The organism is Thermosporothrix sp. COM3 (assembly GCF_059696735.1).
Window position 1 is genome coordinate 1,742,628 of the sequence record NZ_AP019376.1, and the last position, 13,520, is coordinate 1,756,147.

The 13,520-nt window shown below is 53.0% G+C and carries 9 protein-coding genes; 5 read left to right on the forward strand and 4 right to left on the reverse strand.

The features are described from left to right. Positions 1–67: 67 nt before the first annotated feature. On the reverse strand, positions 68–658 hold the full coding sequence (locus KTH_RS07600) for a PadR family transcriptional regulator (RefSeq protein WP_111325230.1): 591 nt from the start codon (positions 656–658) through the stop codon (positions 68–70). Between the two features lie 515 nt (positions 659–1,173). Here KTH_RS07600 and KTH_RS07605 point away from each other — a divergent pair. From KTH_RS07605 to KTH_RS07615, 3 genes are all read left to right on the forward strand, one after another. After that, a complete protein-coding gene (locus KTH_RS07605) occupies positions 1,174–4,632 on the forward strand; it encodes a leucine-rich repeat domain-containing protein (protein WP_497617587.1) in 3,459 nt (1,152 codons plus the stop codon). A gap of 36 nt (positions 4,633–4,668) precedes the next feature. Then, entirely contained in the window at positions 4,669–5,508 is an 840-nt protein-coding gene (locus KTH_RS07610; protein WP_111325228.1) for a hypothetical protein, read from the forward strand. A gap of 769 nt (positions 5,509–6,277) precedes the next feature. Then, a complete protein-coding gene (locus KTH_RS07615; protein WP_497623200.1) occupies positions 6,278–7,480 on the forward strand; it encodes an MFS transporter in 1,203 nt (400 codons plus the stop codon). A 97-nt stretch (positions 7,481–7,577) separates the two neighbouring features. On the opposite strand, the gene KTH_RS07620 is transcribed toward KTH_RS07615, so the two are convergent. Beyond that, positions 7,578–8,426 carry an alpha/beta fold hydrolase gene (locus KTH_RS07620; protein ID WP_497617588.1) on the reverse strand — a complete coding sequence of 283 codons (849 nt, stop codon included), beginning with the start codon at positions 8,424–8,426 and terminating at the stop codon, positions 7,578–7,580. Between the two features lie 263 nt (positions 8,427–8,689). On the opposite strand from KTH_RS07620, the gene KTH_RS07625 reads away from it, so the two are divergent. Continuing rightward, positions 8,690–9,484, forward strand: coding sequence for a hypothetical protein (locus tag KTH_RS07625; protein ID WP_497617590.1), 795 nt, complete (start codon positions 8,690–8,692; stop codon positions 9,482–9,484). A 120-nt stretch (positions 9,485–9,604) separates the two neighbouring features. Here KTH_RS07625 and KTH_RS07630 read toward each other — a convergent pair whose 3' ends face one another. Beyond that, positions 9,605–10,120 (reverse strand): hypothetical protein, encoded by a 516-nt coding sequence (locus tag KTH_RS07630; RefSeq protein WP_497617592.1) that lies wholly within the window; start codon positions 10,118–10,120, stop codon positions 9,605–9,607. Positions 10,121–10,679: 559 nt separating this feature from the next. On the opposite strand from KTH_RS07630, the gene KTH_RS07635 reads away from it, so the two are divergent. Further along, on the forward strand, positions 10,680–11,684 hold the full coding sequence (locus tag KTH_RS07635; protein ID WP_497617593.1) for an alpha/beta hydrolase family protein: 1,005 nt from the start codon (positions 10,680–10,682) through the stop codon (positions 11,682–11,684). Positions 11,685–11,785: 101 nt separating this feature from the next. Here KTH_RS07635 and curA read toward each other — a convergent pair whose 3' ends face one another. After that, a complete protein-coding gene (curA, locus tag KTH_RS07640) occupies positions 11,786–12,796 on the reverse strand; it encodes an NADPH-dependent curcumin/dihydrocurcumin reductase (RefSeq protein WP_497617595.1) in 1,011 nt (336 codons plus the stop codon). Positions 12,797–13,520 lie beyond the last annotated feature (724 nt).

Here is a 13,520-nt window from a genome sequence, read left to right on the forward strand (position 1 = left end):
CAAGGGTGCACCCCTATTTTTGAGTAGAAAAAGGAAGGGACGAAAGAGAAAAATAGTGTGCGAGCGCTTAAAATGCCTCATCTTCTGGGAGAAGCGGCACCGGCTCGATGGTTGGCAAAAGCTCGCGCAGGGTGCGAAGGCTGTGAAGGTCGGTCTCGATATGCTGACGGGCGTTCGCAAAGAGCAAATGAATGTAGGTCGGAACCCGTTCCAGAGAGCGCAGAAGAGTGGCTTCGTTCTCTTTTTCACACGCGTTCCAGCGGGTGAGTGCCTGTTCAAGAAGCTCTATTTGTCGATCGATTGCCAGTATGACTTCTTCTCTTGGCAGGTCGTCCAGAAAGCTGAGCGCGGCATAAATTCCTGTCGGAAAGTGCAAGAACGGCGTGCCCAGGCTCTCGCGCAGGAGCTGGCGATACACCTTTTTCCCCTCGTTGGTGATCGCGTAAATCACCTTTGTGCGATTGCCGGTCTGCTCGGTTGCCTGTATGACAATCAGCCCTTCCCTGGTCAGCTTCTTCAAGGCATGATACACCGAACCGGACTGGATGCCGGCCCACAGGTCGGTTTGCCCTCGCTGCAAATATATCTGGATCGCATATCCGGACAGCGGCTTTTGCATGAGTAATCCAAGAATAAGCAATCGTGTAATCAATTCCATATCCTGATGTCTATATTTATGGTTGAATTCCGGGCTGCCGGTAGTATAGCGGTGAAAATGGGGGGTGTCAAGCAAGAAGTGAAGAAATAGCCGAAAGTTCCGACAGAAGTTCTTGAAATTGTGTAACAACGGAGCAAGGAAGCGGAAAACGCTCAGTCGATGGCATGATTCTGACAGCGGAACTATTCTTCTATAGTAACGCAACCTCTTTCGAAGCGCCTTTACCTCCTCGCCTCATATGAATGCTCCCATGTGATTCCGCTCAAGCTCTTCTTTTCTTCTATAGCAGATCCCTGAAAAATCGGAAGATATGGGCTTCAGAAGCGTAGACTGTGCTGGTGGTACTGAATGGATATACTCATTACCGGTGCAAAGAGCGATTGCCGTAGGAAGAAGACGCTGTGAAAGTTGAAGGGGAAAAAAGTAATGCCACTTGTAAAGAGATGAAGGAGCGTGTATAATAGCCTCATCTGAAAATATTGTTCTACGCTCTTTTTGTGGAGGATGTGCTAGCTGTGACGACCCCATTGACCGACCGGCAAATTGTCGAGCGCCTCGTGCAAGAATACCTGCCTGAGCAGTGTGACACCAAGTTCGACGAAGACGGCCACCTGACCGAATTGTGCTTTTCTGGTTCCGGGATGACCACGCTTCCCGCCTCGCTCTGTGAGCTGACACACCTGCGGGTGCTTGACGTAAGTTTCAATGAAATATCCTCACTTCCTCCTGAGATTGCTCATCTGACTGCTCTAGAATCCCTTATTCTGGATTATAATCTCTTAATCACTCTTCCTGATGAACTCCGCTATCTCCAGCAACTAACTGTGCTTTCTATTGGTAATAATCAGTTGACTGAGTTCCCTGAAGTGATTATCAAACTAAAAAGGCTTAAGACACTGAGTCTGGGTAGTGGTGGGGCTCTATTCGTTAATGGAACAAAAGAAGCTTTCAAGAAGCCTTTTTCTCTACAAGCGAAAGAGCCGTATAAGAGTCGCCGAAATGCTATTACCCGATTACCTGCTGCTATCCAGAACTTGAGAGGGCTTCAAGAGCTCTCCCTTGCTGATAACCTGCTTGCAACTTACCCGAAGGAGATTGGATCGTTACAACAGTTGAAGGAGCTGGATCTCTCAGGGAACCAGCTAAGGGAGGTGCCGGAAGAGATAGGGGAGTTACAACAGTTGAAGGAGCTGGATCTCTCAGGGAACCAGCTAAGGGAGGTGCCGGAAGAGATAGGGGAGTTACAACAGTTGAAGGAGCTGGATCTCTCAGGGAACCAGCTAAGGGAGGTGCCGGCGGAGATAGGGGAGTTGCAGCGGTTAGAGGTGCTGAGTCTCGCAAGGAACCAGCTAAGGGAGGTGCCGGAAGAGATAGGGAAGTTACAACGGCTAGGGGTGCTGGATCTCTCAGAGAACCAGCTAAGGGAGGTGTCGGCAGAGATAGGGGAGTTGCAGCGGTTAGAGGTGCTCAATCTCTCAGAGAACCAGCTAAGAGAGGTGCCGGCAGAGATAGGGGAGTTGCAGCAGTTATGGGCGCTGTTTCTCCCAGGGAACCAGCTAAGGGAGGTGCCGGCGGAAATAGGGAAGTTACAACAGTTGAAGATGCTCAGTCTAAGCGACAACCGACAACTTCGGCGCCTACCGGTAGAACTGGGCAACCTTGAGATGCTTGATGATATTGGGCTGCGTGGTACAGATGAACTGCTCATGCCGCCTCCGGAGATCGTGGAGCAGGGAACCTCGGCGATACGCTCTTTTCTCCGGGAATTGCAAGCAGATGGCAAGGAGCGCCGTGAGGCGAAGGTGATGGTGATCGGTGAGGGCGGGACCGGGAAAACATCGCTCCTGCGGGCCCTACGCGCTGAAGCTTTCGAGGCTCAGTCGGCGACCACGCATGGCATTCGCGTTGAGCAACTGGTATTCCCTGAAAGCCCGCTCATGCTCAATACCTGGGATTTTGGCGGCCAGCATATCTATCACGCAACCCATCAGTTCTTCTTGAGCCGTCGCACTCTCTACCTGCTCGTCTGGAACGCGCGTGTAGGCGTCGAACAGAGTCGGCTTGATTACTGGCTTGACCTGATCCAGCTTCACGCGCCCGACTCGCCGGTTCTGCTGGTCGCGACGCATACCGATGAGCGGGCTCCAGATCTGAACTATCAGCAATATCAGCAGACCTACAAGCAGCTTGTCGGTCTCTTCCCGGTCAGCAACAGGGATGGTACTGGGATCGATGCATTGAAATCAGCAATTCTTGAGCAGGCTGAGAAATTGCCGCTCGTTGGGCAGCTCTGGCCGCAGCGCTGGACGCAGCTTGAACAGTCACTCCAAAAAGCAAAGCCGCACCATATCTCGGCTGAAAAATATTGCAATATCGCCAGAGCGCATGGCATCAAGCGGATAATTGCCCAGGGGACGCTTGGAACCTATCTGCACGAGCTTGGCAAGCTGATGTATTTCGGGGATGATATGATCCTGCGCAATCTGGTCGTGCTCAAGCCAAACTGGATCACAAAGGCAATCAGCTTCGTGCTGACCGATGAGGCCGTCAGGCAGGCAAGCGGTATTCTCAAGCACGAAGATCTGCCTCGCATCTGGGCACGAGACGATGAGGGCAACGAGTACGAGCCGCACCTGTATCCGATCTTCTTGCGGCTGATGGAGCGCTTCGACCTGAGTTACCAGCTTGAGGCTGAGGGCCGTGATAATGTATCGACAAAAAGCCTCATCCCGCAATTGCTCCCGTTTGAGCCGCCGGTCAAGCTTGATCCGTGGCCCACATCGCCGCCTGATGGACTCTCGCAGGTCGAGATGGTCTACCGCTTTGAAGTGGTGCCGCCCGGCGTCATGAGCCGCTTTATCGTGCGTACCCATCGCTATACCCGCGGCTTGCACTGGCGCGATGGCGTCCTGCTCGAACACGAAGGCCATCAGGCTCGCGCCGAATTGAACCCGATGGCGCGTGAACTCCGCTTGCTTGTCTGGGGGATTGCGCCGCATAACTTCTTCGTCATCTTAAAAGCGACCATCGAGCAGATTCTATCGGACTTCAAAGGGCTCAAGATGCGGCGCGAGGTTCCCTGTATCTGCCACTGGAAGCAGCCGGGTGCGCAGCCGTGCCCGCGCTACCATCGTTATGAGGATCTTGAGCGCCGATGGAAGGCGAAACGTGCGACAGTGGAATGTCCCGAAAGCTTCGAGGAGGTCTCGGTATCGCAACTGCTATACGGCATTCACCCGAGTACGGATGAGTTCATTATGCACGATCTGCTCAAAGGGCAGAAGCAGCTTCTTCGCGATGTGCATGCTAGCCGGGAAGAGACAAGGCAGCTTCGGGAGCAGTTGAAGCAGATGGCGGAGCTGCTCAATCGCAACTTCGCCCGTCAGTGGAATTTCAAGATGAAGCAGCTTGAGGCCGAGTGCCCGAACGTCTTCTACCTGACCTGTGGAGATCGGAGGTGGTGGAACCCGAAAGATTGGGTTAGCCGGGAATACAGGCTGATCCTGCTCTGTCAGCATCCATCGGGCCCGCATCCCATTGGTGAGGGCTACCCGGTCCGCGAGGCGAAGGAGTGGTGGCAGAAGGTGAACCCGTGGCTCCACTACGTCGTGCAATTCCTCCGGCATGGGGTGCCGCTTGGGCAGGCATTGGGAGCGCTCTATAACGAGCAGATGCAGGAAACCTATGAGAAGCCGCTTGCCGTGCTCGAAGAGCTTGTCTCGCTGATTCCATCCACATTGCCGCAATATGATGAGCTGGAACGGGGATTGCCCGATCCGCACTTTATGCGGGCTGAACCGGCTGTTGGGGCCGCCTTACGTGCGCTGCATAGCTTCTTAAAGGCGGCCGACCCATCCTGTGAGTGGGGTGGGCTTGCGAAGACGATCACGCCGGATGGAAACATATTCTGGCTCTGTCCGGAGCATCGACGCCAGTATGAACCGCGACTGCTGGTGCTCGATGCGATACAATAGACTGCCAATAGGGGTGAAGAGTGAGAGGAGTGGGGCATGAGCCTGACCCAATTTATCGCCGAAAGGGATGTGAAAGCCGCGCTGAGAAAGGCGTTCCCGTTCACAGGGCCGCCGTTGGAGGGAGAGCCGATCGCGCCTCCTCTCACGCGCCATTACGCCCTTGTCGGAACCGCGTTTGACTACCTGTTACGTTTCTCCTTGCAGCGAACCTATACGCACGCCGTCGCCCAGCCCTGGATTGCCGAGCTGGCAACAACGCTGCTCTACGACGAGCTTGAAGCGACCTACGGAACTCCAATCGCCGCGCTGACTGTGCAGATCGTCGCGGAGGCGAAGGACCGCGTTGCCCGCTATATGCAGGATGGCGAGCCTTCAGATGCGCTGCTCTGGTCGGCGCTGTTGTTGGCGCAGATCGATCCCTTTGTGCGCATGGGGAGGCTCCATCAGCCTTTTGGCATCGTTCAGCAGCTCGATATTCAGGATCTACGCCAATTGCTTGCGCTGGTGCCGCGCTCCGAGCTCTCGTCGCAGACGGTTTGCTTGCTGAACCCGAGCTTTGGTGCATCGGCTCTGGTGCAGGGTGCAGATGTTGACCTCATCCTCGATGACTGTATGATTGATATTAAGACCACGCAATACTTGCGGGTGAAGAGGGAATATGTGGATCAGTTGCTTGGCTACTATCTGTTGTATCGTCTGGGCGGGATTGCAGGCGCTCCCGAACAGCACGCAATCAACTCGTTTGGCATCTACTTTGCGCGTCATGGCCGCCTGTATCGCTTCCCGGTGGCGCAGCTTGTGCGGGAGGAAGCGCTTCCTGAGATCCTGCATTGGTTCGTCCGACGGGCGCGGCTCTCGTATCCCCAGATGTTCTAGCAGGCGGACAAACCACGTTTTTCATGTAGCCTGCTCGCCGGAAATGCAACAAAGCGGCTCTCAGAACCGACCGCTTCGTTTCTGGTACACGCGATACTGGTGGGCGATGCGGCGCTTGCGGAGCCGTCTCACCTTCTTTTCGGTTTCAATGTACATATCGCGTCCCCTGCTCCAATGAGGCTGTACCACGAGCCTGGCCGGTGCACGGCCTGAAGGGGGCGCAGGGAAGGTAGAAGCGGGTACCGATCCCCCTGCCAGGTACGCCGTTCAACTGCGATGCTATGCCAGGCGCGAAGTAGCCCGACATGCCGCACCATCCTGTAAAAATGGCAATACGTGTTTGTAGCCTTCTCCATCCTGGCGCCGAAAAAACAGCGCCAGGGAGGAGGTCACCCGATATTGTTTGGATAGGCCATATGAAGTCTTGCTGCTCGAAAGAGTTCGCAAAAAGGATGATAGCGTTGAATGTATAGAGTTACCATGTTAATATGATATATTGCAACAAAAGAGGCAAAATGCAGGACACCTTGCTCGATGCCGTGAGCCCGGATCAGATGCCGTTCTACGCTGCTCATATTCCATGCGGAAACGAGCTGTAGGGGGAATGATGGACAAAAAAGCGAAGAGGGGAAAAGCCATATCCGGTGAACATATGCCGAATGCTGCATAGGAGCGCAAAGAGGAGGGCTCTTCTCGGGCGGGCGGAGCTACGTTGCCGAGAATACTGATCGGTTGTTACTTTTGTCAAAGGAAAACCGTCGAAGTGGTGATGGAAGAAATAGTACTCTCTACACCGCAATCTCTCGCGCAGCAGCCCGCCGTCGTTGGGAGCATCCGGAGGCAAACCCCACGCCGTGCCCGTATCGCGGTCGCGACGACCTTTTTCATTACCGGGATGACTTTTGCCACCTGGGCGGCGCGTATTCCTGCCGTCAGCGAGCAATTGCATCTGACGCCGGGAACGCTCGGGATCGCGCTTTTCGGTCTCAATTGCGGCTCATTGCTCAGCTTGCCCATTTCCGGGACGCTGGTAGTACGCCTGAGATCTCGTACAACCGCATTTATAGGATTTCTTTTTTATTGTCTCTTATTTCCCTTGCTCGGGATGATGCCAAACGTCTGGGCGCTTGCCTGTATGCTTGGTGTCTATGCGCTTGGGTCCAGCCTGACGAATATCGCGATCAACGTGGCAGGCGTTGCAGTGGAGCAGCGATACAATCGTCCGTTGATGGGGAGCTTTCACGCCTTTTGGAGCTTCGGGGGCGTCGCTGGCTCGCTGATTGGTGCGGGCGCCGCGTCAATCAATATGCCGGTCTGGCTCCATTTTGGCCTGATGAGTATTGTCTGGCTGATTGGTGGCTTGCTGGCAACCATGCACTTTGTACCGGAAGAGCAGCATCAGAAGCGGGACAAAACGGCCTCGCTGCGCCCAAAAGGAGCGTTACTGATTCTGATAGTCATCGCCTTTTGTGCCTTCCTCTCCGAGGGCGTAATGAGCGATTGGAGCGGAATCTATATGCGTGACACGGTGCAGAGTGGCGCCGGTATTGCCGCGCTGGCCTACTCTGTTTACACGTTTACGATGTCCATCGGGCGATTCAGCACTGATCGGGTTGTCGCTCTGCTTGGGCCGCGTCGTTTTGTCTGTGGGGCGGCTCTACTGGCTGCGTCAGGGCTAGGGCTTGCGCTGCTGGTTCCCACGACGCCGACCGCATTTCTGGGCTTTGCCCTGCTCGGCATTGGTGTTGCGGGCATCGCGCCGACGGTCATCGGAGCTGCCGGGCGTTTGCATGGAGGAGCCGCAATAGCGCTAATCACGGGTGTTGGCTACGTCTCGTCATTAAGCGGCCCGGTTGTGGTTGGCTGGCTGGCTGAGGCGTCTTCGCTACGCCTGGCGCTCTGCTTCATTGTCTGTATGGCGCTGGTTATGTCGATGCTTGCGCTCAAACTTGAGCGAAGGCAGCAAATATAGAAGAGTCGAAGAGCCCTGATAAGAAGGAAAGGAAAAGGCACGCCTCGTCGAACGTGCGTAGGAGATGTCTCGGAGGTGGGACATCTCCTTTTTCTGTTTATCGGTATGTTGCCAGGAAATCGAGCACGATACGATTAAACAGCTCAGGATGTTCCAGGATCAGATGATGTGCTGCGTCGGGAATGAGCACTCTGCGAGCCCTGCGGATGCGCTTGCGCAGGATTTCCGCCAGTTCAACGCTGGCCGGAACGTCCTGGGTGCCAGCAAGAATGAGCGTGGGAGCCTGTACTTCTTCAAGACGCTCAAATGCGGGTGGAGCTGGCTCCAGAGGCTGAAGCACTTTGTGGGATTGATTCATCCATTGGTGCAGGGTGCCGCGCCGGATAAAGTTGCGAACTCTGGCGCTGACTTGCTCCTCCGTGCGATGTGGACCAATCGTCCAGGTGCGCAGACAGAGGTCTGCTGCTCGTTCAAGATCCTCTTGTTCTAATGCCTGCTCGATCGAATGGAAAGCGTCCTCAAGCGGTTTTCCTCGTGTGCGCTCTTTGATGTGAAAGCCGCTGACGCCGGTCGAGACCAGGACGAGAGATTCTACCATATCCGGTTGTGATAGGGCGAAATCGAGCGCGACTTTTCCACCAAGCGAGAAGCCAATCAGTGAGGCAGGTTTCAACTCGAAGTAATGCAGGAGGTGCCACAGATCCTCATGCCAGAAAAAGGGACGCGGTTCCGTCAGGTAGGGAGCGGATTGACCGAAACCACGCAGGTCAAAGCGAAGAACGCGGTAATGCTGTGCGAGCACATCAAAATGCATATTCCAGAGAGTATGATTTAAAAAGTGCCCGTGAAGCAAAACCAGAGGCCGTCCTTTCCCGGCCATCTCGAAATAGAGCCGTGTTCCATTCACTTCCGCAAAGCCGCTACAACGATGTGTGTTTTTTTGCATTTCTCCCTCACTTTACTTCCAGGCTCCAATTACCTATAAAACAGTATAAAACGATATGATTTTACTTTCAATGCGATTTTTTCACATGCAGACGAAAAAGGCTATGAGAGAACACCCTTCGCTTGTTCTCACCTCTCTTTTAAAGCTCATCCGTTATCCTTGGCCCCTTTTTTGGGAAAGAAAAATCCGTTCAAAAGAAACCAAATTGTGACGGGCTTCATTTTAAAGAAGCTGGCGAGTGTGTATCTTTCCTGTTATGATAATTGCTGCTGATCTTTAGATGGAAATATTTCGGTGTGGCAGAAAGTGACATCTCGCTTTCTGCTGAACCTCCCACCACGGAACAACTCTATCTGTATGAATTCGAGAAGGAGTTTTGTATGCGTTGCCCTTCATGTGGATTTGACTTACCGCCTGGCGCTCCTGCATGCCCCCGCTGCGGCCAGCCGGTTCAATACAGCATGCCGCCACAAAAGCGCAATACTGGTCTTATTGTCACTCTTTCTATTCTAGGGGCGCTTTTGTTAATTGGTGCCTGTGTCTGCGCCGGTATTTTTGCGCTTGGCGGGGCTTTTGGTCTCGGTCTATTCGAGACCAGCAACTATAGTGCGACTGAAACGGCTGAGGAAACGGCGACCAGCGAGGCTGAAATCACTGCAACCGCCGCGTACGCGCTCTCGCCGACGCCCTATACCGAGCTCAACCCGCCTTCCGGCAATACTGTTTCGTCCAGTGCTGAAGCAAAATTCAAAATGACTATTCTTACTGACTCTAAAGACGGTACTACATCGTATGATGTTTTTAACTCTGGACAAACTATATACGCGAGTTTCGATGTTGAAGAGGGTGCGGTGGGTTATGTAACCACGAAATGGTACTTCAACGGAGATCCACCCGATACGGGAGAGCCGCTTGAGATGGGCCGCGAGTATGGCGGTGGCTACTATTCGCATGAATATTACGAATCTGGATATGGTGCCGTTGAATTCTACTGGTGCAGCACATCCTCGTGCAGTGATGAAAAGCTTGCTGCTGTCAAAACGTTCCAGGTAAAGTAGGCAGAGCACCCTTGCTCTCTGCGCGATAGGAACTATTTGACGAGCGCTCTGGATGCCACGAAGAGCCTGTATAGATAAATGGTCGATACAGGCTCTTTTATTTTTCGTGAAATGAGAGAATCAGTGAAAGCGCTGTTCCAGTAAACCGAGCACAGCACCGGCGAGGGCAAATACAACCATACTGGGAGGTATAACAAGCAGAAGGATCCAGAACAGCATTTGTATAGAAGTGTTAGTACTAGCATTTTGAGGCGTGGTTATGATGTAGAAGAGGAGAGAGGCTATGGTAAAGATCAGAGGGATAAGCAGTCCGGTCCAGAGGCCTGCGATTGCGCCTCGGCGGGCTCCTGGCTTGCGTCCCGGTCTGTGTACCGTACGCTGCCAGACAACCATCATGCACAGGGCCGCCAGCAGCAGGAGCGGAATTTGATATTGCGCTTCAGGGAGCATGACGCCGGGGATAAAGCCGAAGCCCCCCGAGCTGAATGGGCTCAAGATGAGGCGCTGTAGCAAGCCTCCGGGAAGAAGTAATTGCGGTAACAAAAAAGCAACCAGGCCCACAATGCAGAGCCAGAGCCGATAACGGGGTGTGGCTGGCTTGCGAGCTTCTGGTTCCGTCTGCGTATGTTTTGACATGATAAAGCGATACTCCGATTAGTGGTTGTCAGGCTGAACGCGCTTCTCTGGCTGTTCTACCTGCATTGCCTGGTGTAATCTTCCAGGCTGGCTGAAAGGCTTCTGACACTGCTCCTGTGTCAATGATGTTCACTGAGTCGCTGAAGCTGTCGCGCTCATTTTCCTCTTGTATGTTTGGCTGCTCTGTATTCCATTCCAAAGGGTAACTTCTTTGAAGAGTATAGGGTATTTTGTACATGTGTGCAAGGAAGAAAATGGAGTACTGCACTATTGATAGAAAAGAGATATCACCGAGCAATGGCTGCTTTCCTGTATTTTGAAGCGAGAATGAGCACCTGCTATTTCCCGAATAATCAAGCCAACTATATGATTATTTCTCAATGAGAGCCCTCTATGCTTGTCCCGGGAACGGGGGATGAAAACTGCTCTGCCTGGCCGTTTATTGAAAGGGAGAGCGGTGACGTATATGCGCACGTGTCCGCATGAGACTATACTTTTGAGAAGAATATCTGGTATACTTTCGAGTAACAGATTCTACAAAAGGAGTGAAACGATTTCTTTGTCAAAGCATTCCATGCTGTCATATCGACAGGAAGAGATCGCCTTTCAAAACGGGGACACTGTTCTTGCTGGAACGCTTTGCTTGCCGGAGGGTTCCGGCCCCTTTCCTGCCGTGCTGCTTCTGCCGGGCGCTGGCTCGATGGCGCGTGATGGGCTTGGGATGTTTCCTCACTATTGGGAGGCCTTCACGCGACGGGGCATCGCCACGCTTTCATGGGATAAGCCCGGCATTGGCGCTTCATCAGGCGACTGGACAACGCAAAGTCAGCAGGAGCGAGCAGAAGAGGGTGTAGCAGCGCTGAACTGGCTTCGGAGGCGGCCCGATATCGCTGCCGATAAGGTCGGGCTCTGGGGGATTAGCCAGGCCGGGCAGATCCTTCCCCTGATCTATACGCTGGCTTCAGAGGCCGTTGCGTTTATGATTGCTGCCTTGGTTCCGCCTGACATCGGCGATGAGCAGGAACTGTTTCGTGTGACCAATCACCTGTTGACAGAAGGATATGAGCTCACCGACGTTGATCGAGCACTGGCTTTCAGCAAAATTCGCTTATTTCTGCAAAGGGCCCAGGCCCCCTATAACCTGGTTGAAAGCTTGCAACGGTTGATGTTGCAGGAACCCTGGCTCAGAGATGCCGGGATCTGGGATCAGAAGCGCTATGAGCAGCATATGCATGGAGAGGCACACAGCGATATACTCTCGCTCTTGAAAGAGGTTCGTTGCCCGTTCCTGGCCGTTTTTGGCGAACGTGACACAATTATCAACGGACAGGAGTGCGCCCGCCTCTATACTTCTGCCCTCAAGCACAATCCTGATGTTACTGTAACGACCATTCCTCAGGCCGATCACGCCCTGTTCTTGAGCCAGACAGGTGGTTTTCGCGAGATGGATCGTTCGTTTCTGCTACCCCCTGAACAGCAGTCCCTTGCGTCCGGCTATCTCGACCTGATTACACAGTGGGTGCAACAGCGCTTTATACTGCAACACGAAAAGGGGGCGCACTGAAAAAGGCAATATGCGAAAAATAGTGCAGGAGCATCCAGCCTGGAGAGAGTGCAGTTTAAGGAATACACGCTCTGACTGCTCGGCTGGATGCTGAAGAGTGGCTATTCTTCGGAGAGTTTCACCAGTTGCTTGCCGAAATTCTCGCCTTTGAGCATGCCTATAAACGCCTTTGGCGCGTTCTCCACGCCATGCGCAATACTCTCGCGATACTTGAGCTTCCCGGCCTGAAGCAAGGAAGTAAGTTCTTCCTGGGCCTGGGGCCAGAGATGCTGATAGTCACCGACCAGGAACCCCTGCATCTTGACGCGACTGGCGATCATCGCCCCGAAGTTGCGGAACTGAGCCGGCTGTGTCTCGTTGTATTGCGAGACCATGCCGCACAGCGCGATACGGGCGAATGTATTCAAACGGCCGAGTATTGTATCCATCACCTCGCCGCCAACATTCTCGAAATCGATATCAATGCCGTTCGGCGTGGCTTTTTCCAGATCTTCCTGTAAATTCCCGGCACGATGATCGACCGCCTTATCAAACCCGAGCTCCTGGACGATGTAATTGCACTTCTGAGGCCCGCCCGCGATACCGACTACACAGCAATCATGAGCTTTTGCAAGCTGTCCGACCACGCTTCCCACCGCGCCAGAGGCGGCAGAAACGACAACTGTTTCTCCCGGTTTTGGCTGGCAGATCTCTATCAGGCCGACCCAGGCGGTCAGTCCCGGCATGCCAAGCACCCCCAGATAAGCCGAGAGCGGAATATCCTTGCTTTCAGGCAGCTTTTGCAGGCCCTTACCATCGGAGATCCCGTACTCCTGCCAGCCAAAATAGCCAAGTACCGCGTCTCCTTCCCGAAATTGCGGGTTTTTGGAGGCCTCCACCTTGCCAACGGTCCCCCCGACCATGACCTGTCCAATTTCGACGCTACTGGCATAGGATTTCGTCGCGTTCATGCGACCTCGCATATATGGATCGAGTGAAAGATAGATATTTTTGACTAATACTTCACCATCTTTGAGTGCGGGTACATCGGTCTCGACAAGACGAAAATTGCTCTCCTGTACCCATCCTTGCGGACGACTTGCCAGCACAATTTGTCGATTCTTCTTGCTCATAGGCATTGTCTCCTGTACATAAAAAATTGAGGCTACTTTATCCTCTCTTCTGGAACACGGTGCAACGCCCTATCAGGTAACTGTGCCAATCACGTAGTACTTCGTTCCTCTGTTACTTTCTGATAGAAGCTGTACCTCGCGTAAAAGAGACGAGGTGCAGCCATATTGATACTTGATGAAACATCAGGTGCTCATATGGCTGATGTGCATCTGATACGTAAAGAAGCTGCCTGGAAAATCGATGCTATTGAAAATATGTGCCTGAATAAGCTCTTCCGCTTTTTGAACACGCTTTCTATGAAGGTGGTGCAAAAAAAGATCCACTTGACATCTAATCGAATAATGCCTTAAAATAGAGAAAGAATGAGCATCTTTTTTTGCCTCCATTCTGAAGCTCTGACACATTGTGTCAACTTTGCTTTCAGCTTACTTGCTGGCTTTCTGTACAGGAAGTGAGTTGAGTTGCTCGCGTGGCCCGTTAACACGCGAGCATCTTTTTTGTGTATTGTTTGGCTTCAACGCACATATAACTCGCTTGTTGTCGGATCGATGCTCTCCCGGTTGAGTACTCTCCTTCTCAGTATATCGATTTTTAAATGAGTTGTAAAGGGAAGATAGCGGAGAAGTTGCGCTGGAAACGCTCTCTTTCAGCTAGAACATCTCTCCTCTTTTTCTGGGAAGGGAAATGCTCTATACTGATGTATTTGAAGACCTGTTTGAGTAT

Bases quoted from the DNA above. Each gene is read 5' to 3' on its own strand.
- KTH_RS07620 (WP_497617588.1), bottom strand. From the start codon at position 8,426: ATGCAAAAAAACACACATCGTTGTAGCGGCTTTGCGGAAGTGAATGGA.
- KTH_RS07610 (WP_111325228.1), top strand. From the start codon at position 4,669: ATGAGCCTGACCCAATTTATCGCCGAAAGGGATGTGAAAGCCGCGCTG.
- curA (WP_497617595.1), bottom strand. From the start codon at position 12,796: ATGAGCAAGAAGAATCGACAAATTGTGCTGGCAAGTCGTCCGCAAGGA.
- KTH_RS07630 (WP_497617592.1), bottom strand. From the start codon at position 10,120: ATGTCAAAACATACGCAGACGGAACCAGAAGCTCGCAAGCCAGCCACA.
- KTH_RS07600 (WP_111325230.1), bottom strand. From the start codon at position 658: ATGGAATTGATTACACGATTGCTTATTCTTGGATTACTCATGCAAAAG.
- KTH_RS07615 (WP_497623200.1), top strand. From the start codon at position 6,278: ATGGAAGAAATAGTACTCTCTACACCGCAATCTCTCGCGCAGCAGCCC.